This is a genomic window from Jeotgalibacillus sp. S-D1, assembly GCF_004358665.1.
GTDB lineage: Bacteria > Bacillota > Bacilli > Bacillales > Jeotgalibacillaceae > Jeotgalibacillus.
The window spans coordinates 476151-496165 of the sequence record NZ_SMZR01000001.1 but is presented as its reverse complement, the minus strand read 5'-3'; the positions used below and the strand labels follow the sequence as shown (position 1 = coordinate 496165).

Genomic DNA, 20015 nt, shown 5'->3' with positions numbered 1-20015 from the left:
CGCCACCCTTTATCATCATGTCATCTCATTCAGTGTATCACAATGATAAAAAATCTCCCACTACTGATCCTTAGAATCATATGGTTCATCATAGGAAATTGAATATCCTACAAAAGCACCGTGCAGTATAAATAAACAAGCGATGGAAATAATTGCATGATGCTTGAGTTCCGTTACTTTTGGCCCTATATCGAATACCCAGCCAAACAACCCAAAAATGACCGCAAACAGCAGCAAATTAATGATTATACCCGGCCACATTGAATCTGACCATTTAACCAGCAACTGGTATAATAATGCCCATACTATAGAAATAATACAAATCATACAAATCCATATAAAATGATGAATAAAGCCTTCACGCCACGATGGTGCAAGAAATGACCATGAAGGCATCAGTACTTTTTTATCAATAAAATGAAAAAACTGAAACCCTTCATAAAAAAGGCAGAAAAACAAGCCCCCGGCTAGGCCTGCAGCAATAGATAATGGTGTGCGCTTAATCGTTGGCAGTTCTACATTTGACATCTTAAATCACCCTTTTTTCTTATCAGTATGTCCACAGAGTGACCCGATATATTCGGTTATTGTAAGAAATGCTGCTAACAGCTAGTAGAAATCAAACTTTTTTAGTAAACTAAAGATACCTTTCATCAAAAGGAATGCATACAATAGGTTGGTGTACAACATGAGTGAACCCAAAAAGCCAGCATATGGCGGTCAGGCTGTAATGGAAGGCGTTATGTTTGGCGGACGTCATCACACTGTAACAGCGATTCGAAGAAAAGATCAATCCATTGACTACTTTCATTTACCAAGAAAAACTCGTTCCTCCTTTCAGAAAATGAAAAAGATACCTTTTTTGAGAGGCATCATCGCACTGATCGAGTCCAGCGCTAACGGTACTCAACACCTCAATTTCTCCAGCGAACGCTATGATGTACTTCCTGAAGATGATGAGAAAGTTCAGCAGGAACAAAAAGCTTCTAAGCTTGAAATGATTTTTGGAATCGCAGCAATTGGCGTTTTATCTTTTCTGTTTGGAAAATTTGTCTTTACGTTGATTCCCGTCTTTCTCGCAGCTTCTCTTACTTTTATTTTTCCCGAACGTATAGAGCAGATCTTATTGGAAAGCCTATTTAAAGTTATCCTCTTATTGGTATATATTTATTTTATTTCCCTGACTCCACTTATAAAACGAGTCTTTCAATACCATGGTGCCGAACATAAAGTGATTAACGCATTTGAAAACGGCTTGCCATTAACCGTTGAAAATGTACAGTCTCAATCCAGACTGCATTATCGGTGCGGTTCAAGTTTTATTCTCTTCACAGTAATAGTAGGTATGTTTGTGTATTTTTTATTTCCTACGGCAGATTTAGTTGAAAGAATTTTAAATCGAATTGTATTAATTCCAGTTGTTCTTGGCATATCCTTTGAAGTGCTGCAACTAACTAACAAGGTTCGTTCTGTTCCCGTCCTGCGTTATCTTGGATACCCCGGGTTATGGCTTCAGCTGTTAACGACAAAAGAACCGCAGGATGATCAGGTGGAAGTGGCTATTGCTTCATTTAATCGAATGATGGAATTGGAAAAAGAGTCAGAATCAGGTTTAAAAAAATCGGCACTTGTCTAAACTAAACAGTAATGGGATTGTTTTCGGGAGGTGGCTAGTATGAACGCGAAGTTGACCGTATTTTATATTGTTATTGGATTAGCTGTAGTTGGTCTCTTTTACATGCTGATGAATGATCCTGGCAGCTTCTTTATCAGGATTCTCACCTATGCTGCGATTATTGGTGTGATATACGTTTTGTACCGACTGTGGGCTAGCCGCAAGCCAAACCGTCGAGATCAACAAGCCTTTAAAAAAGCTGTAAGACAATCAAAAAAGCGTTACGGGAATCCCGTATCCGCTTCTAAAGTTAAAAAGGCCGGTAAACAGCCTGCTAAAAAAACTGTGTCAATCAAAAAATCATCAGCTCAACGCAGCGATGCACCGAAGCTGACTGTGATAGAAGGAAAAAAAGGCAAGAAAAAGAAGCGGATGTCACTGTAGTATCTGCTCATCCAAATAAGCTAATGTACATGCACGCCCTGTTTCAATGAGGGCGTGCATTTCGTTTGCCGACATATAGGCATTTGTAAGAGAAATCGATGGAACTGGAATGATCAGCACATTCCTTTTTCCTATCTTCTCCAAATGCCTTGCATCATGCGCTTCCTTCATCGTAATAAAAAGGGCGGAGTACAATTCAATTACATTGTTGATTTTGTGATGGACTTGCTTTTTATCTTCCGTTTGAAGTTGAAAGCCAATGATCGGTATCGTGTTATCAGCGCCTTTTTCTTCGAGCAGCCAGATTGGAAAATTACTAAGTACCCCTCCGTCTACAATCAAGTGAACTTGTTTACCTTTCATTAACCGAACCGGTTCATAAAAAAATGGCAGCGACGCACTCATCCTCACTGCTTTTGCTACATTCATTAACTGGGGATCCCGGTCATAATTAATAGCGTCGTCCGGCAGTACAATCATTTTCCCGGCGGTTAAATCGGAAGCCACCATTTTAAAGGAGCCATACGGTAAATCACAAAACCTTCGTATTCCTTTGTCTTTTAACTTCTGCTCTAACCAGTCCAGCAGGCCATCTCCGGTATACAAGCCTTTTTTCCAATATAAGCGAAGCCACCGCAGCCAGGATGGGACCCAGCTTTTCTGGTTATTTTCTTTAAAGAACAGATGAGACAAAGTGGGAAGCATTGATTTGATTTCTGTTGAGGTATATCCCGCAGCTACGAGAGCGCCAACAATTGCACCAGCGCTTGTTCCAGCAACTCGTCTGACTTTTATCCCCCTCTCTTCCAGCGCTTCTACCACCCCTATAAATGCAATCGCTTTTACACCACCGCCAGAGAAAACGAGATCGATAATCATCTTTACACCTCCATTACCCATGTATATGAAAGGTTTAATAAAGAATGAAAAAATGCAAGAAGCCGCTTGGACTTCTTGCATGATGAAATAATTTTATCTGTTTACAAGCCGCACTTGAGCTGTGCATTACAGTTTGTACAAGTGTTGCATCCGCCTATTTCTTTAACTGTTCCCTTGCGGCAGACAGGGCAGGTATTGCCAAGTTCCGAACCAATCGTCACATTTGTAGAACGCAAATCCTGAATGGTATCAACCAGTACAACAGTTTGTTTTGATCCTTTTGTGTCCATTGTGTTTTCTTCTGCTTTTAAAGTGAGAACCTGTGAGTCACGGCTGCCATCCACATACACCGTTCCGCCTTTAGCTCCGCCTTTATAAAGACGCTCATATACACTTTCAACTTGTTCAACCGCATAACCTTTTGGTGCATTTACCGTTTTTGAAATAGAACTGTCGATCCAGCGCTGGATAACGCATTGTGTATCAGCATGGGCTTCTGGTGCCAGTTCCATTGCCGTCACAAAGAATTCCGGCAGCTGATCTTCTTTTGAGCCCGGGTTGCGCTCTAAATATTCACGAACAATATCAGCTTTCACTTCAATAAATTTACCTAAACGGCCGCTTCGGTAATAAGTGAAAGAGAAGTATGGCTCGAGACCAGTGGATACCCCTACCATCGTTCCAGTACTGCCGGTTGGTGCAACTGTCAATAAATGAGAGTTTCGGATTCCGTGAGCCAATATTCCCTCTCTAATATCCTCAGGCATTTTTTTCATAAATCCAGTTTCTGTAAAGGCTTTGCGAAGTTCTGCCGTTTCTTTTTGGGATGCACCTTCGAGAAACGGAAAAACACCGCGTTCTTTTGCTAATTCAATTGAAGTGCGATAAGCCGTAGTGGCAATCGTTTCAAAAATTTCATCTACAAGCTGGTTTCCTTCTGCCGATCCATATTCTTTTTCACAATAGATCAACAGATCCGCAAGACCCATTACTCCAAGACCTACCCGGCGCTCTCCCAATGCCTGCGTTTGGTTCTCATCCAGGAAATATGGTGTAGCATCGATCACATTGTCCTGCATTCTAACACCGATTTCTACCGTTTTCTTTAATTTATCAAACTGAACTGTTTTATTTTCCTTGTCAGCAAATTCTGCAAGGTTAACAGCAGCAAGATTACACACAGAATATGGCGCTAATGGCTGCTCACCGCAAGGATTCGTTGCTACAACCTGCTGGCCATAGGCTTTCGCATTCGTCATGTCATTTGCATTATCAATAAAGAAGATACCTGGCTCTGCAGAATAAGTTGCACAAATATTAATCAGATTCCACAGTTCTTTTGCTTTGATCGTGCGGTAAGACCTCACAGCAAATCCTTTTCTTTGCCACTCACGCACGTCGCCTACTTCATGCCAATGATCATTATAAGCATCCATTTGTTCTTTTGAATAAGACTCCACATCCGGAAAACGAAGGCTGTACTCTTCATCATTTTCTACTGCTTTCATAAAGTCATCAGTCAGGCAAATCGAGATATTGGCACCTGTTAAAAATTCTGAATTGTGTACGGAGTACGTACCACCAGTAGCCAGTTTTTCCTTTGCATCGTCAATAATCTGCTGGTTAAACCCACCAAAACCAGGAATGTCCTTATAATTCACAATGCTTTGATACATGCCCGCTTCCTGCTCTGTAAGCGGAGTGAATTTTAATTTTTCGTGAGCGATTTTTTTAATAAATTCATCTTCCGTTGTTTCCAACAGAAAACGCAATATACGCGGGTTTTGCATTTTTGAAATAATAAACTCAATGATGTCAGGGTGCCAGTCAGATAGCATAATCATCTGCGCGCCTCGTCTTGAACCGCCCTGTTCAACTAAATGTGTTAATTTCGCAATGTCATCCAGCCACGAAACGGACCCTGATGATTTACCGTTCACACCCCGTGCAAGAGTATTGCGGGGTCTCAGGGTTGACCCGTTTGTACCGACTCCTCCACCACGGCTCATGATTTCCATTACTTGTTTTCTGTGATCTGAAATTCCTTCACGGGAATCCTTTACGAAAGGCATTACATAACAATTAAAAAACGTAACATCAGTTTTTGCTCCAGCACCATACAGGACTCGCCCGGCAGGCACAAAATTCATGCTTGATAGCTCTTCATAAAATTTTTGGGTCCATATCCTGCGCTGCTCCTCTGTTTTTTCTACTGATGCCAGACCGGTTGCATTTCGCAGAGCAATCTGTTCGTAGAAAACTTCAAGAGGCTTTTCAATAACATCAAGTGATCGATTAACAATTCCAGTCTCAATTTCTTTAGGAGTGTCAAGGGAATTTCTGAATTCCTCTTCAATCAATACATTTGCTTCTCTTTTCTCGGAGTTGATACTTTGTATGTATCCCAAACCACGTGCAGGAAACTTCGGATCCTCACGAATTGTAAGCACAACAAAATCGCCTGTGCGCAATGTTTTCTTTTCAGTATCTTTGAAAGCATACCGGTCGAGCATGACAAGTCTTGATACCCCTTTATGTGTTTGATTCATATCACCCGTAATTGGGTGAACAGGGTCGAATTTTGCAATATCTTTATTTAATTGATCTATATTTAAAGTTTGTTGCTGAGCAGAGATTGAGGTCATTGCCGTATCCCCTTCCAATTAATATTATGTCTGTAGTTTACTCCTTTTTTTCGAAAAACACAATATATAGTGCTTTAAAATTATCAAGTCATACTATATATAGATTTTTCAGTCAATAATAAAATAGTGTCAAATTCAAAAACAGCAGAATTAAGTTAAAAAACGGAGAATTTAATAGATGGAATTACTTTTTTGAGCTGATTTGAATGAATATACGATTTGCAATTATCGACAAAATCAATATATACAATGAGCGTCATTTTTTAATGATTTCTAATAAAAAAGGAAAAAAACGAGCAGATGTGCTCGCTTTTTTATCATAAGTAGTACTGTTTAAAAAGCATAACGAATAAAAATTATCTTTTAAAATTCCATTCTTCATTACTGTATCTGTTTTTCATAATGGCTTCAACATACTCAAGTTCTTTTTTTGTCAGTTCATATGGCTCCAATTTAATTGACAAACCTTCTTCAAAACCATGAAAAAAAGATGTTTTCGCCTGTTCGATGGAAATAGGCTGCTCAACCATTGCATTAATGGCGACAGCCTTTTGTTTGAATGCATTTTTCATTCTTTCTTTTACACGTTCACTGGAATAATGAAACAGACTAAACAATTTTTCTTCATCTATATCAAGCAGAATCGATCCATGCTGCAGGATTACTCCCTTTTGCCTCGTTTGAGCACTGCCGGCAATTTTCTTTCCTTCCACTACTAATTCATACCAGCTTGGAGCATCAAAGCATACAGCACTTCTGGGATTTTTCAGCCCGTTTTTTTCTTCGTCTGTTTTTGGAACTGAAAAATAAGCATCTAATCCCAAGTGATGAAACCCCTTTAAAATACCTTCAGAGATGACTCGATACGCTTCCGTCACAGTTGGGGGCATCTTGGGATGATCTTCACTTACGATTACACTATAGGTGAGTTCATGTTCATGTAAAACGCCTCTCCCCCCTGTTGGACGGCGAACAAAACCTAAACCATTTTTATTCACTTCTTCTAAATTAATTTCTTTATGTACTTTTTGAAAGTACCCAATCGAAAGCGTTGCCGGGTTCCACCCATAAAACCTTATTGTCGGAGGGATCTTCCCTTCACTGTGCCAATCAAGCAAAGCTTCATCCAGCGCCATATTAAAACTGGGTGACGCATTTCCTGAGTCGATAAATCTCCACTTTTCCACATTCACGGCTATCAGATCCTTTTTATAAAGTCGATTTTAGTCTAACAGACGAACAAACATTTTCAAAGAGAACAAATTCAACAATTTTTCTTTGAACTTCTGTCAAATGACGCCTATAATAATAACTAGTGTCATAAATAGAAAGGGGTCAAGGCTTTGGAATCACTTTATATATTAATTGGTGTGTTAGTCGTCATAATTTTATATTCAACTTACACCTATTTTCGTCAAAAACGCATCTTAAGACCGTTAACGGAGGAAGAATTTAAAAGCGGATACCGCAAAGCGCAGTTAATCGATATCAGAGAGCAGCGCGAGTTTGAAGGCGGTCACATATTAGGCGCAAGAAACATCCCTCTTTCCCAGCTGAAAATGAGAATAGGCGAAATTCGTTCCGATAAACCAGTCTACCTATACTGCCAAAACGGCATGAGAAGCGGAAGAGCCGCTCAAATGCTCCACAAAAAGGGAATCCAAGACCTTTACCAGCTTAAAGGCGGCTTTAAAAAATGGACAGGGAAAATTAAGAGAAAGTAAAACTTAAATGCGGAAGCGGGCGTTTAGCTTCGACAGACGTAAGGCGCGCTGCCAATTAGGCGGTTTTTGCCTAAATGGTGGTGTGACATACGCTCCGAGAAGCTGCCCGTTGCAGCTGGATAACCTAAAACCGGAAGGCGCTTGTTCAGCCCCGACAAGCATAAGACGCGGTGGGCGAGTGGATGGTTTTTATCCACTTGACTGCCGTGTCTTATGACCTCGAGGGGCTAGCGCCTGGAGCTGGATAACCTAAATGCGGAAGCGGGCGTTTAGCTTCGACAGACGTAAGGCGCGCTGCCAATTAGGCGGTTTTTGCCTAAATGGCGGTGTGACTTACGCTCCGAGAAGCTGCCTGCTGCAGCTGGATAACCTAAAAGCGGAAGGCGCTTGTTCAGCCCCGACAAGCATAAGACGCGGCGGGCGAGTGGATGGTTTTTATCTACTTGACTGCCGTGTCTTACACTCCAAAAACAGACACCCAGCCAGTACTGGACAACTGCAAACCATAAAAAAAGATCCAAAGCTGACAGCTTTGGATCTTTTTCTATTATATTTTTACAGCTTCTTTTTTCATATAACGGAGAACGGGTTGTCTCGCTGCTTTTGTTTCATCTAACCGCCCGATAATCGTCGTATGAGGTGCTTCCTGCACTACTTCCGGTGTATCTTCAACTTCTTTGGCAATTTGAATCATCGCATCAATGAAGGAGTCCAGCGTTTCTTTTGATTCCGTTTCTGTAGGTTCGATCATCATGCATTCTTCCACATTTAACGGAAAATAAATGGTTGGAGGATGATAGCCAAAATCCAGAAGACGCTTCGCTATATCCAGTGTTCTGACTCCAAGTTTCTTTTGACGCTTTCCACTAAGAACAAATTCATGCTTACAGTGGCGGTCAAACGGCAGATCAAAATGAGGAGCTAATCTTCTCATCATGTAATTGGCATTAAGAACTGCATACTCACTTACCGCTTTCAGACCATCTGGTCCCATCGTACGAATATAAGTGTAGGCACGTACGTTAATACCGAAGTTTCCATAAAACGGTTTTACGCGGCCAATTGAGTCAGGACGGTTATAATCAAACTCATATTGTTCTCCGTTTTTTACCAAAATCGGTTTAGGCAGGAACGGGATAAGATCCTTTTTAACGCCAACAGGGCCAGAACCTGGACCGCCTCCTCCATGAGGGCCGGTAAAAGTTTTATGCAAGTTTAGGTGCACCACATCAAAGCCCATATCTCCCGGACGAGCTTTTGACAGAACTGCATTCAGATTCGCTCCGTCATAATAAAGTTTGCCGCCTGCTTCATGAATAATGGCAGCCATTTCAAGTATATTCTCCTCAAAAAGACCAAGCGTATTTGGATTTGTCAGCATTAGGGCAGCTGTATCTTCTCCAACAACACGTTTTAAATCGTCAAGGTCAACAAGGCCAGCCTCATTCGATTTAACAGTAATCGTTTCAAAGCCTGCTACCGTTGCAGATGCAGGGTTGGTTCCATGCGCCGAGTCAGGAACTATTACTTTTGTCCGGTTAAAGTCCCCTTTTGCCTCGTGGTAAGCGCGAATCATCATCAGGCCGGTCCATTCCCCGTGAGCACCGGCAGCTGGCTGAAGCGTCACTTCATCCATTCCGGTAATTTCAATCAAATGCTCTTGAAGATCATACATTAATTCCATTGCACCCTGAACAGACGAGGCTTCCTGCAATGGGTGAATATGGGCAAAGCCTGCATATCTGGCAACGGCTTCATTTACTTTTGGATTATATTTCATCGTACAGGAGCCAAGCGGATAAAATCCTGAATCGACACCATGGTTGCGTTTCGACAGCGCGGTGTAATGGCGCATAATATCCAGTTCTGCTACCTCCGGCAATTCTGGTGCGTCCTTTCGGATAAAACCTTCAGGAGCCAGCAAAGCAAGATCTACTTCCGGAACGTCCAGTGAAGTTAAACTGTATCCCGTCCGGCCTTTTTTCGATAATTCAAAAATGAGCGGCTGATCTTTTTTATGCATAAACACTCAGCTCCTTTACAAAGATGTCAATATCTTCTTTTGTCCGCTGCTCTGTTACAGCTATAAGCATTTGATTTTCGCGGTCTTGGAAATCACGTCCGAGGTCGTAGCCTCCGATAATTCCTTTTTGCAGCAATAACTGATTTACCTCTTTTACAGGACGGTTTAATTGGATAACAAATTCGTTAAATGTATAGCCTTCATCCACGATGAGCACACCGGCTGATTTTAATTGCTGTTTTGCATAATGAGACTTTTGGAAGTTTTGCGCTGCAATTTCCTGGATGCCATTTTTCCCTAAAGCTGTCATAGCCACAGAAGCAGCGAGGGCATTAAGTGCCTGGTTTGAGCAAATATTGGATGTAGCTTTATCACGTCGAATATGCTGTTCTCGCGCCTGAAGTGTTAGCACATATCCACGCTGACCTTCATCATCAGTAGTTTCTCCAACGAGTCGACCAGGAACTTTTCTCATTAGTTTTTTAGTAACAGCAAAGTAGCCGCAATGAGGACCGCCAAAAGCCTGGGGCAAACCAAATGGCTGGGCGTCCCCTACAACTATATCTGCACCAAATTGACCTGGCGGTGTTAAAGCGCCGAGAGATAAAGGATTGGATGACACTACAAACATTGACTTTGATCCGTGTGTCAGTTCTTGAATTTTATCCAATCTTTCAATTTGACCGAAGAAATTTGGATACTGGACCATTACCGCCGCAACATCCGTAGTTAATAATTCTTTTAATGCATCGGTATCTGTTACACCATTCTTTTGAGGAATTGTTACAACTTCCACCTGTTGTCCAGCTGCATATGTGGCGAGCACTGCACGGGATTCAGGATTTACCGCCTCGGATACGAGAACTTTCTTGCGTCTTGTTTGGCCGGCGGCTAACATGGCTGCTTCGGCAAATGAAGTGCCTCCATCATACATCGATGAGTTGGCGACCTCCATTCCAGTCAGTTCGCTAATCATCGTTTGATATTCAAAGATTGCCTGGAGCTCACCTTGTGAGATTTCAGGCTGGTACGGTGTATAAGCTGTGTAAAATTCAGAGCGGGAAATAACATGGTCAACAATTGTCGGACTGAAATGATCATAAACACCAGCCCCAAGAAAGGATATATATTGTTTAGTATCAGCATTTTTCCCTGCCATCAGCATTAATTCTCTAGTTAAGGCAGTTTCGGATTTAGCCTGTTTGATTTTCAGTTCCCCTTGAAATCGAACTTTTTCTGGAATATCCGAAAAAAGTTCATCAACGGTTTTTACTCCAATCACATCCAGCATTTCTTTTTTATCTTGTTCTGTCATTGGCAAATAACGATGGTTCATAGGTGGATCTCCCTTCCCAAACAGTCTTATTTTCTTTTATAAAATGGCGACTTAACAATTTCGGCCTTTATTTTCTTTCCTCTTATTTCTACCTCTACCTCTTGCCCTATTGCTGCATATTCTTTTTCAATCAAAACATACCCTACATTTTTCTTTAGTGTAGGAGACTGGGTTCCCGTTGTAACAAAACCGATTTTCTTATCTTGTACGAAAACGGGGTAGCCGTTTCGGGGTATACCGCGCTCTGTCATTTCAATGCCCACCAGTTTACGAGGAGCACCATGTTCCTTCTGCTCTTTCAGTACCTGCTGGCCGATAAAAGATGTTTCTTTTTGTGGTTTCACAGCAAAACCGATCCCCGCTTCGATTGGTGAGATGGTTGACGACAGTTCTTGACCATAAAGTGCCAGCTTTGCCTCAAATCGCAGTGTATCTCTGGCACCGAGGCCACAAGGCACAAGACCCTCATTTTTGCCTTCTGTAAGGAGATCCTTCCAAATCGTTTGGGCATGTTCAGCTTGACAGTAAATTTCAAATCCATCTTCACCTGTATAACCGGTACGTGAAACAAGAGCTGACACATCTTTTAACCGTACATCATTTTGAAAATGGAAAAACGAAATGGAAGATAGATCAGCGCTGGTCAACTTTTGTAAAATCTCTTCTGCTTTCGGTCCCTGTATCGCCAATTGAGCTATTTTAGGAGAAATATTGGTTACCTGAACATCATTCTCTTTATGCTCTTCTAACCAGGCTACGTCCTTGTCAATATTTGAGGCATTAATAACCAGTAAATAATGGTCCTCTTTCAAACGGTACACAAGTAAGTCATCCACCGTGCCGCCATCTTCATAACACATAGCCGTATATAGTGCTTCATTATCTTTTAATTTTGAAATATCATTTGTCATCATTTTTTGCAAATACGCAAGACTGCCCGTTCCCCTAACATCAACTTCTCCCATATGAGAAACATCAAAAAGGCCTGCCTTAGTCCGAACTGCTTCATGCTCTTCTTTAATACTTGAGAATTGAACTGGTAAATCCCATCCTCCAAAGTCGATTGTTTTACCGCCGGATTCTTTATAAAGGTCGAATAGTGGTGTTCGTTTCAATGAAGTAGACACATCATTTCCCCTTCCGTATGTTTGTAGTCATCCTGCTGATCACATAAAAAAGGACAGAGAAGCTCCTTTTTTTATAAGGGCTCCCTGTCCTTTCACCTGAAAGTTTTACCATAAAGGCTGTCTTCTTTGGTGGTTTCGAAAAACGAAACGCTCTCCAGAGTTGCGTCCAACAAGAGTCTTTTTTGCCTGAGAGATTCACATAATTATGCTTGCTCCTTCGGCGTCCTGTAAAAGGATCTCTCCCCTTGTTTTCATTCGCTCATATTTATCGTAACTTATGGGCATACTATGAACAACAAACAACTTTTGTACTTTAATGTTCGGATTTATTTTGTTTTTTCGTATGAATCTACCTTTATCCTATCATTGTTTTTGATTTTAGAGCAATGTTTTTTTATTCTGAATAAAAAGATTCGTGTATTTTCAATAAAATAGTTAATTTTTATAAATTAAATTAATACTGAAAGGTTTGATCCAAATGAACCATTCGATACAATTTGAAGATAAAAACTGGCCTTCGGAATTTTTAAATTGGCTTAATTCCTCTCACCAGTACATTAACCCGTCCCTACTTACTCAATCCATGAAGGTTAGAAAAGAACAGTGTCTGCATCCTGCGAAAACACTCAGCTGTTTAAAAGAGCTAACTCACTTAACTTTACATCCCCATCAAATGGATGCAGCAACAAAAGTAGTCTTTGAAATGGGCGGCCGGGCCCTTCTGGCTGATGAGGTGGGGTTGGGGAAAACGATCGAGGCCGGATTAATATTAAAAGAATACATTAATCGCGGCCATGTTAAAACAGCTCTTATTTTAGTGCCTTCTTCACTGAGCGGCCAATGGCAGCAGGAGCTGTTTAAACATTTTGGTATCAACAGCATCATTCACAAAGGAAAAAAAGAGTGGCGGGAATCTCCGATAACAATAGCCACAATTGATCTATTGAAACGACCGCCGTTGAGAGAGATGATTGAGAAAAGTCATTACGATATGGTAATTGTTGATGAAGCCCACAAACTGACAAACCCTAAAACCTTGAATTATCAATTTATTAATTCTTTGTCCAAAAGTTATTGCCTGTTTTTAACTGCCACGCCGATTCAAAATCGGTCAGAAGATTTGTACCATCTGTCAACACTGTTAAAGCCAGGCCTGCTTGGCAGTCTTCAGGATTTTAGAGAAGCCTGCAAAGACGAAGAGGATAAAATGGAAATTAAGAAGAAACTTAATCAGTTTATGATTCGAACAAGAAGAAAAGAAACGAACATTGCCTGGACAAAAAGAACAATTAATGTTGAGTGGATTGATCAGCTGCCCTACGAAAAAGAACTGTATCATTCCATCGAGAAGTTTTATCACGCTCAAAAAGAAGTTAATATGCATGCATTTTCACATATTACATTGTTAAAACAGGGATGCAGTTCGATTATTGCCCTGTTAAAAGCACTTAACAGAGTTCAAAATAAAGACATTAGCAGTCAGCTTGGCATTAATCTGGATGTAACACCTGATCAGCTTATAACAGCCAAAGCACAGAGAATTTTATCCTTTATCCAAAACACAGATGAAAAAGTCATCGTTTTTACTCAATATAGAGCGACACAGCTATATCTTAGCTGGTTTTTAAAACAAAACAATATTACTTCTGTGCCATTCAGAGGCGGTTTTAAAAAAGGGAAAAAGCAATGGATGACTGATTTATTCCGGGAAAAGGCCCAGGTGCTCATTGCTACTGAAGCCGGGTCAGAAGGATTGAATTTACAATTTTGCCGTTATATGATCCATGCAGACATTCCCTGGAATCCAATGAAGCTAGAACAGCGGATAGGACGAATACATCGAATTGGTCAACATGAGGATGTAGAAGTGTTTTACTTACTTAATCGGGATACGATTGAAGAAAGGATCTGGCATGTGCTTCAGGAAAAAGTCTCGCTTTTCCAGTACATTATTGGTGAACATGATGATTTGCTTTCATCCGCCTCATCAAAAGAAATTGATAAGTATCTGGAGGATGCCTTTTTGCACTCAAGATCAGAAAAAGAGATCCGCTTAAAACTAAATCAGCTCGAGCACTTTTACGATTTATCCCTAAACAAGAAGGAGGAAGCATAATGGCCAAGGCACTTCAATGGGATCTTGTTCATAACTTCTTGGCATACAAGGGGGTTGAGATCACAAAAGGTCCCTCTCAATCACTTGTTCACTTAAATGAGGAACTGGACAGAAAATTTATGAACAGGCCATTTTATTGGCATTACAGGGACGCCACAAACCAGCCGGGCGATCCCATGACAATCTCAATCATTAAAGAAACTACCGATACAATGCCAGTAAATGCAGTAGTTGCCTCTCCACTAAATCCGATTTTCAATCAGTTGATCGATGCAGCCCACGGAGAAACCAGATGGTATAAAGGATATGAAACCGTTGCTGCACCTTCAACAAACTATGCACCGTTATACCCATGGGTTGTTATTCAGGGGGTGCTGACTACAGATCCTCCCGGTTCGCCTTCTTATTGGAAAGAGGCGGCTATCTCCTTAACTACCGGTAATATAAAAACGGGCGAGGAAATTTTTCATTATGAAAACCTGCAGGCTAATCTTCCCCCTCAGCATGTTTTAACAGCCCCGGTGATCCAATTTGAGCGAGCTATACACAAGCTTATAGGAGCGTTGGAACAGTTGGGAACAGAATTATTTAAAGAAGAATTGGCTTCCGCTCATTCTTTTAATGAAAAAATGAACCCTTTTTTATCTGCTCTTCTTGACCATGCCAACGAGAGAGAATATGAGCACCTGAACAACTTATATCAGCCAAAAATTAGGCTGAATCATCCAATGGGCGGGATTATTTATTCACAATTCATTTAGCCTGGTTATCCCCATTTGTTTGATTATCATATCTGCAGATTGTTCTATGGAGCAGTTTGACACAGAAACAATTAAATCCGCTGCAGCTTGATAAGCAAGATGACGTTTATTGTATATTTCATTCAGTGCCGCTTTAGTGTTATTCACAACGACAGGTCTATTCGAGTCCAAAGAGATTCGCTCATAAAGTTCAGAAAACGGAGCGTGGAGATAAACCACTGTTCCGTTTTTTTTCATCCATTCCGTAGTATTACTAAAAGTTAGAACCCCCCCTCCTGTGGCGATGATTTTGGAACCTGTAATTTCTTTCAAGAGCTCTGCCTCTTTTTCTCTAAAATACATTTCCCCGTATTCAGCGAACAGCTGAGGGATCGTCTTCTTTTCTGTCTGCTGGATATGGAGATCTAAATCAATAAACGTACGTCCCGTCATTTCCGCTAAATTTGATCCAAGAGTGGACTTACCTGCCCCCATATAGCCGATTAAGATAATATGATTGTTCGTATCCAATTTCATCTTCCTTTCAAATCAATCACTTTACATAATAATATTATTGTTAATATATTAATAATTGGTATCGGTAAGTTTCTTCTGATGATAAACCCTTTAGTGCATTCATTTCAACTGAGGATTTCATTTCATAGTATTTTTTTAGAGATTCATAGTGATCGATTTGTTGGAGGCTTGAGATGAGCAGGAGTCCTACCAAAGATAAAATCACTGTGAACAGCAGGAGAACGGGAAGCATTATACTTCCCTGCTGATTTTGCATGATTGTCGATAAACCTGGCCTCTTTTTTTGTTCCATCTGAAAATGTCACCTCCAGTGACAGCATTTCATTCGATATGGAAAAATTAATGCCTTTGAGTGCAGTTAAATAAATTTCATGCCCAGCACCATTAACCTGTCTTCGCAGCAAGGTTTCATATTTTGAAAAACTGATTACATTTCCATCTGTGCTTTTTAACGTCAGCTTTTGCGGTTCTACTTTTTGTATCTCATGAAGCTTTACCTCATTACGAAATTGGATAATGAATAAATCCCATTGCGGCTCATTATTTGCTTCAATTTGATTATGTGCTGAGTGGATGCTTACAATCATAAGAGGCATTAACGAAGCAACGATCATTAATATTGTTAAACAGATAATCACTTCAATCAAAGTAAAACCATTGCTGTCAGGAAAGACATGTCTTCTTCTTTTTTGATCGTGTTTCATAATGAATGCATAAGCCTCCCTCTCCTTCATCAAGTATGGTTGTATAGGCAACGCCGTCACGTATAATTTCAAACGATTGAATTTGGCCTGATGCGTGAATAGACTGAATTTGTTCGTGCAAAACGACCCAAGAGTTCGCACGTTCTTTAGAATCCTCTACTTTCATAACAATTATCGATAGCAGCGGGAGAATTGTCAGGCACAAAAATGTTATACAACCAAGCGCAAGCATGGATTCATATAAAGCAAAGCCCTGATTATTCTTCAGCATAAAACCTCCCCTTTCCTAAATAAAAATGAATGGAATAGGGTTTATTATTTATTTTGAATCGAATAACACCAAAAGAATTTGTACTGCCGGAAGGGAGAATTCTAAATGAGGTTAATGTGCTGGTTTCTAGTAACTGAACAGTTTGGGGAAGATCGCGCTTAATTAAAACACTATCGGGGGCTCCTGAACTTAAACGGATATAGTAGGTTTGAGACTGACTGTAGAAATTAATAAGAACAGTCTGGTTTTGGGTAATAGCCGTTCGCTGCGCCATATATAAATCCTGTGTCAATTGACTTTTAAATGCCGTTTCCTTATTCATTTGTATGGTGCGGTAGATAAAAGAACTGCTGATCGCAATTAGTATAGTCATCATTAACAGGACGACAAGCATTTCAATTAATGTAAAGCCATTTTGTCTATGGTGCCTGGACAATTGCTACCTTACCATCTTCCTCTATTTCAAGCGATCTGCCATCGGGGCATTTGTTTTCATCCTGTCTGAGGTAACCCTCATCCTGCAACTCGTCAATTGATGCTGGCAGTGTTTGATTTGCCATGCGATAAGACTCCACTTGCGCCTGGACCATTTGTTTAATAGCTTTCAAACGCAACATGACGATATACCTATTTATGTTAATCTTTGGAATAATAATGTTCATCAATTTCTGTCTTCATTTTATCCATGTATACTGATTGCTTGTATTCATAACGATGGTATGTGGCTCTACTTGATTTGATGTTTGCTAATGATTCATCAATAGTATATTCGGTATTAATTAACACTGAATTAATTTGTTTGATTTCTTCCAGGAAGCTAGGTAAACGATATTCAAATTCAACTTTATCATCACCAGTAACAATAATTTTATCTATAACATCCAACTTTTGAACTTTACCGGATTGAACATCCTTAGAGTATCTTTTAATGACATCGTATTTAGCATTTACAAGCTCATGGAGCAGTTCTATCCTTTGCAGATTAAGTCTACCTATCATCTGATGTTTTTCTCCAATGGTAGTCTTATTCGACTGAAAATCAATCTCTAAGCGCTCACGTACTGCTGGCATTGTTACTTCAACGATTTTTTGGATAAGGACATCATTTACGCTTGTAAGCTTGTTTATTTCAGATTGTAATTCATCTTTAATTTGATTTATTGCATTTTGGGCCTCATTTAACTGCTTATGGATTTTTTTATAAACTGCGTACGCCTCAAACATGCTTAATACAGGCAATGTCTCTGATCTAGAAAGCATATTGTCTAATACTGTTTCACTAATACCTTTTTGATTGCAGACTTTTGTGCTTTGTTTCTTACGAGTAGAGCACATGTAAAGATATACTTTTGTTTTCTTCCCACTTATCATTTTATAATTTGAGTGTCTACAGAACGCCGAGCCACATTGCCCACAGTAGATTTTAATTAAGTATCGGTCATCTATTGATACATTCTTACCAACTTTTTTTCCATCGTTTTTTACTGGTTGTACTCGCTTTGCTATGGCTGCATTTGCTAATTCATACGTTTCCTTTGTTACAATAGCCTCAACAGCACCTTCTATTAAGTGCCAGTCTCTTTCATCTCTAATTGTTCGCTCTGCATCAGTTATGCTATAGCGTGTATATCTATTCTTTATAGCAGTTCCATAATAAATTGTGTTCCTTACTATACGATTAACTTTATCCATCGACCAATTTTTACCCATCTTAGTTGGAATGCCACGTACATTCAAGTCTTGCATAATGCGATGAGTACCTTCATATTCTATGCGTTCAAAAATTTCTTTGACTATTTTGGCTTCATCAGGGACAATTACAATCTCTTTATCCTCATTACGTTCAAAGCCATAAGGTATTCTCGATGGATTATAGTCCTTTAACCTTCTTTGCTTACCCCATCTAACCCTCTTAGATAAATTACGTGATTCCTCTTCACTGAATTGAAACAATAAGCCTAATCTAAGCTCCCATTCAGAATCCATTGTTGAGAATCCACTATTTTCAAATAAAATAAACACTTTCTTTTTGCGTAATTCCTTTGCTAGTTTCATGCCAATTTGAGAGTCTCTGCTCATGCGGCTCGTATCTTTTACGATTATCAAATTTATAATTGGCTCCCTAGTTGGAGAAGCTTTAAATTCATAATTTTTATGGCCTACGTAGGTATAGTCAACACCAGCATCGTATATCATCTCCAAAAACTCTTTACGCTGACTATTAGTTCCTGAGCCAATGTCACAATAAACTTTGTGAAGCATCAAATTGTCTTTATTATCACAAAAACTTTGGTAATACTCTGCTTGAGCATCAAAAGATTTTCTTTGATCATCTGAATCTGTTGATACACGCGTATATGCCGCAACTAATATTGTACTCGGCATCCTAATTCCATCATCTGATATCGTTTTAAAACTATCCAATTTATCCACCCTTTCATAATTTAGATGCTCTATTAATTATATTGCATTTCTATAGTTAAACGCATAACAAAAAAACAGTTTTTCCAGATCAAAGCCTTATTTTTAGGATAGTTATGTTGTTTTGTCTATAATCACTCATCTTTTGATTTTTCTAAATCATAAAGCAGTATAGCTTTCCAAAGATTCTCAATCGTTTCTTTCGGACTATGTTCATCTACAATTTTAACCATTTGTGCAATTGCTTCATCACTTCTTGTAATCTTCAAGTTTCTTTTAACCATAAATAGGCTCCTCCTAGATTCATTAGTATATGAATACAATACTTTTTTTAGTGACCTTTACAAGTTACTTAAAACCTATTAGTAATTATTTATATAATGATCATTCAGAACTCTTCTAATGTTTTTCAATGTAATTTGAGGTACTTTCTCATTTATTTCCTTTTTGAATTTAGCAAGAAAGTCAACAGTCATAATAATCTTGCTACCCTCACGGATAACATGTAGTTCACCGCCTATATCCTTCAAACTCTCATTGTGACGCAAGGTTAATGTAATGATTTTACCTTCAACATCTACAAATAGTTTAGTTACATTTTTGATTGTGTTGATTTCAATCCCTGGATATGATTTATTTCCCAATTAAATAACCTCCTTATAATTTAAGCCTTTTCTATTATACAGTGACAATTTATAAATTTACAAATTTAGTAAAATTAAAATTATGTATATGAAATTAATTGGGTTTGGACTATACAAAAAACCTCTCTGGCCATTATCACAGAAAGGTTTATCTAGCTAATAATATACATTGACTACACTGTAGAATTATTCTCTTGCTTCTTGCAATACAGTTCAACAAATTCATCTACTGTCTTGCTTTGATACACCTTTAGAGGATCAAATTTCATGCGATATGAGCGCTCTGTTAGCATCCAAATGAAGGGGAAATGTTTCATTTCTTCCTTCCATAAGTCTGACCTGTAGTAGTCTTTATATCGCTTAAATTTGGCTTCCATGCGATTGATAGGGTATTGCTCCCTTTGTATCTCAACAAAGAAAGGAGCGTCATTCCAGATCATATAAATGTCCGGTTCAATGCTTCCTTTTTGTCCAACCTTGTACTCGACTTCAAAGTGAGTAGGCTTGGAATATTTACATATAGCTATATAAAAATCTGCAATGGCTTTAAAGTGGGGAATTTTAGTGGAGTCAATTTTGATGGTTCTGGGGAATGGAAAATAGGTGTAGGGTCTTTGCGAACGGTCAACCTCTACAAGTTGATTGCTACATAGTCGTTTCATTACTCTGTTACATGTGACCACTTGCTGTTTACCAGTAGAAAAATACATACTGATTAATTGATCACGATTTAATACTCTAAACGTTTTTAATCCATCTAGGATGTCTTTATCTCGTTGATTCATCTAA

General features: G+C 39.4%; 21 protein-coding genes and 2 riboswitches. Of the genes, 5 read left to right on the top strand and 16 right to left on the bottom strand.

The annotated features are described in order from the left end of the window. Positions 1-60 precede the first annotated feature (60 nt). Positions 61-528 carry a YqhR family membrane protein gene (locus tag E2R51_RS02525; RefSeq protein ID WP_133375453.1) on the bottom strand — a complete coding sequence of 156 codons (468 nt, stop codon included), beginning with the start codon at positions 526-528 and terminating at the stop codon, positions 61-63. Between the two features lie 160 nt (positions 529-688). Here E2R51_RS02525 and E2R51_RS02520 point away from each other — a divergent pair, with 160 nt between their 5' ends. Together E2R51_RS02520 and E2R51_RS02515 are read left to right on the top strand one after the other, a co-directional pair. Further along, the gene (locus E2R51_RS02520; protein ID WP_133375452.1) at positions 689-1636 is read left to right on the top strand and encodes a DUF1385 domain-containing protein; all 948 of its coding nucleotides are present in this window, start codon (positions 689-691) and stop codon (positions 1634-1636) included. 39 nt (positions 1637-1675) lie between these two features. Beyond that, positions 1676-2059, top strand: coding sequence for an SA1362 family protein (locus E2R51_RS02515; RefSeq protein WP_133375451.1), 384 nt, complete (start codon positions 1676-1678; stop codon positions 2057-2059). Here E2R51_RS02515 and E2R51_RS02510 read toward each other — a convergent pair. The 3 genes from E2R51_RS02510 to E2R51_RS02500 all read right to left on the bottom strand — a co-directional run bounded on the left by E2R51_RS02510 (position 2051) and on the right by E2R51_RS02500 (position 6776). Then, positions 2051-2938 (bottom strand): patatin-like phospholipase family protein, encoded by an 888-nt coding sequence (locus E2R51_RS02510; protein ID WP_165967117.1) that lies wholly within the window; start codon positions 2936-2938, stop codon positions 2051-2053. The two genes, E2R51_RS02515 and E2R51_RS02510, sit on opposite strands and share 9 nt — an antisense overlap. Before the next feature lie 101 nt (positions 2939-3039). After that, the gene (locus E2R51_RS02505) at positions 3040-5583 is read right to left on the bottom strand and encodes a vitamin B12-dependent ribonucleotide reductase (protein WP_133375449.1); all 2544 of its coding nucleotides are present in this window, start codon (positions 5581-5583) and stop codon (positions 3040-3042) included. Between the two features lie 356 nt (positions 5584-5939). Next, a complete protein-coding gene (locus tag E2R51_RS02500; protein WP_133375448.1) occupies positions 5940-6776 on the bottom strand; it encodes a lipoate--protein ligase family protein in 837 nt (278 codons plus the stop codon). A 150-nt stretch (positions 6777-6926) separates the two neighbouring features. Here E2R51_RS02500 and E2R51_RS02495 point away from each other — a divergent pair, with 150 nt between their 5' ends. Continuing rightward, the gene (locus E2R51_RS02495) at positions 6927-7307 is read left to right on the top strand and encodes a rhodanese-like domain-containing protein (protein WP_133375447.1); all 381 of its coding nucleotides are present in this window, start codon (positions 6927-6929) and stop codon (positions 7305-7307) included. 547 nt (positions 7308-7854) lie between these two features. Here E2R51_RS02495 and gcvPB read toward each other — a convergent pair. Genes gcvPB through gcvT form a run of 3 tightly spaced genes read right to left on the bottom strand, consistent with a single transcriptional unit; the run spans position 7855 to position 11793 of the window. Further along, on the bottom strand, positions 7855-9330 hold the full coding sequence (gcvPB, locus tag E2R51_RS02490; RefSeq protein WP_133375446.1) for an aminomethyl-transferring glycine dehydrogenase subunit GcvPB: 1476 nt from the start codon (positions 9328-9330) through the stop codon (positions 7855-7857). Further along, complete coding sequence (gcvPA, locus tag E2R51_RS02485; RefSeq protein ID WP_133375445.1) at positions 9323-10666, bottom strand: aminomethyl-transferring glycine dehydrogenase subunit GcvPA; 1344 nt, start codon at positions 10664-10666, stop codon at positions 9323-9325. Before gcvPA ends, gcvPB begins: the two co-directional genes overlap by 8 nt. 26 nt (positions 10667-10692) lie before the next feature. Then, on the bottom strand, positions 10693-11793 hold the full coding sequence (gcvT, locus tag E2R51_RS02480) for a glycine cleavage system aminomethyltransferase GcvT (protein ID WP_133375444.1): 1101 nt from the start codon (positions 11791-11793) through the stop codon (positions 10693-10695). An 82-nt stretch (positions 11794-11875) separates the two neighbouring features. Beyond that, positions 11876-11953: riboswitch (glycine riboswitch) on the bottom strand. Positions 11954-11956: 3 nt separating this feature from the next. Then, a riboswitch (glycine riboswitch) is annotated at positions 11957-12048 on the bottom strand. A 223-nt stretch (positions 12049-12271) separates the two neighbouring features. Here gcvT and E2R51_RS02475 point away from each other — a divergent pair. Both E2R51_RS02475 and E2R51_RS02470 read left to right on the top strand, forming a co-directional pair. Beyond that, entirely contained in the window at positions 12272-13909 is a 1638-nt protein-coding gene (locus E2R51_RS02475; protein ID WP_133375443.1) for a DEAD/DEAH box helicase, read from the top strand. Further along, positions 13909-14670, top strand: coding sequence for a YqhG family protein (locus E2R51_RS02470; RefSeq protein ID WP_133375442.1), 762 nt, complete (start codon positions 13909-13911; stop codon positions 14668-14670). The genes E2R51_RS02475 and E2R51_RS02470 overlap by 1 nt, the downstream gene beginning before the upstream one ends. Here the strand turns inward: E2R51_RS02470 and E2R51_RS02465 are convergent. The 9 genes from E2R51_RS02465 to E2R51_RS02435 all read right to left on the bottom strand — a co-directional run bounded on the left by E2R51_RS02465 (position 14656) and on the right by E2R51_RS02435 (position 20011). Beyond that, entirely contained in the window at positions 14656-15180 is a 525-nt protein-coding gene (locus E2R51_RS02465; protein ID WP_165967116.1) for a shikimate kinase, read from the bottom strand. The two genes, E2R51_RS02470 and E2R51_RS02465, sit on opposite strands and share 15 nt — an antisense overlap. A 149-nt stretch (positions 15181-15329) precedes the next feature. Next, on the bottom strand, positions 15330-15890 hold the full coding sequence (gene comGF, locus E2R51_RS02460) for a competence type IV pilus minor pilin ComGF (protein WP_165967159.1): 561 nt from the start codon (positions 15888-15890) through the stop codon (positions 15330-15332). Then, on the bottom strand, positions 15850-16161 hold the full coding sequence (locus E2R51_RS02455) for a type II secretion system protein (RefSeq protein ID WP_133375439.1): 312 nt from the start codon (positions 16159-16161) through the stop codon (positions 15850-15852). The genes comGF and E2R51_RS02455 overlap by 41 nt, the downstream gene beginning before the upstream one ends. Then, on the bottom strand, positions 16148-16597 hold the full coding sequence (gene comGD, locus E2R51_RS02450; protein WP_133375438.1) for a competence type IV pilus minor pilin ComGD: 450 nt from the start codon (positions 16595-16597) through the stop codon (positions 16148-16150). Before comGD ends, E2R51_RS02455 begins: the two co-directional genes overlap by 14 nt. Then, positions 16581-16721 (bottom strand): hypothetical protein, encoded by a 141-nt coding sequence (locus tag E2R51_RS19710; protein WP_165967115.1) that lies wholly within the window; start codon positions 16719-16721, stop codon positions 16581-16583. Before E2R51_RS19710 ends, comGD begins: the two co-directional genes overlap by 17 nt. A gap of 76 nt (positions 16722-16797) precedes the next feature. Beyond that, positions 16798-18585: a recombinase family protein gene (locus E2R51_RS02445; RefSeq protein WP_133375437.1), complete on the bottom strand. Its 1788-nt coding sequence runs from the start codon at positions 18583-18585 to the stop codon at positions 16798-16800. Positions 18586-18716: 131 nt separating this feature from the next. Further along, positions 18717-18866 carry a hypothetical protein gene (locus tag E2R51_RS19705; protein ID WP_165967114.1) on the bottom strand — a complete coding sequence of 50 codons (150 nt, stop codon included), beginning with the start codon at positions 18864-18866 and terminating at the stop codon, positions 18717-18719. Between the two features lie 78 nt (positions 18867-18944). Next, positions 18945-19226 carry a hypothetical protein gene (locus E2R51_RS02440; RefSeq protein WP_133375436.1) on the bottom strand — a complete coding sequence of 94 codons (282 nt, stop codon included), beginning with the start codon at positions 19224-19226 and terminating at the stop codon, positions 18945-18947. 173 nt (positions 19227-19399) lie between these two features. Continuing rightward, a complete protein-coding gene (locus tag E2R51_RS02435) occupies positions 19400-20011 on the bottom strand; it encodes a replication-relaxation family protein (protein ID WP_133375435.1) in 612 nt (203 codons plus the stop codon). Positions 20012-20015: the final 4 nt, after the last annotated feature.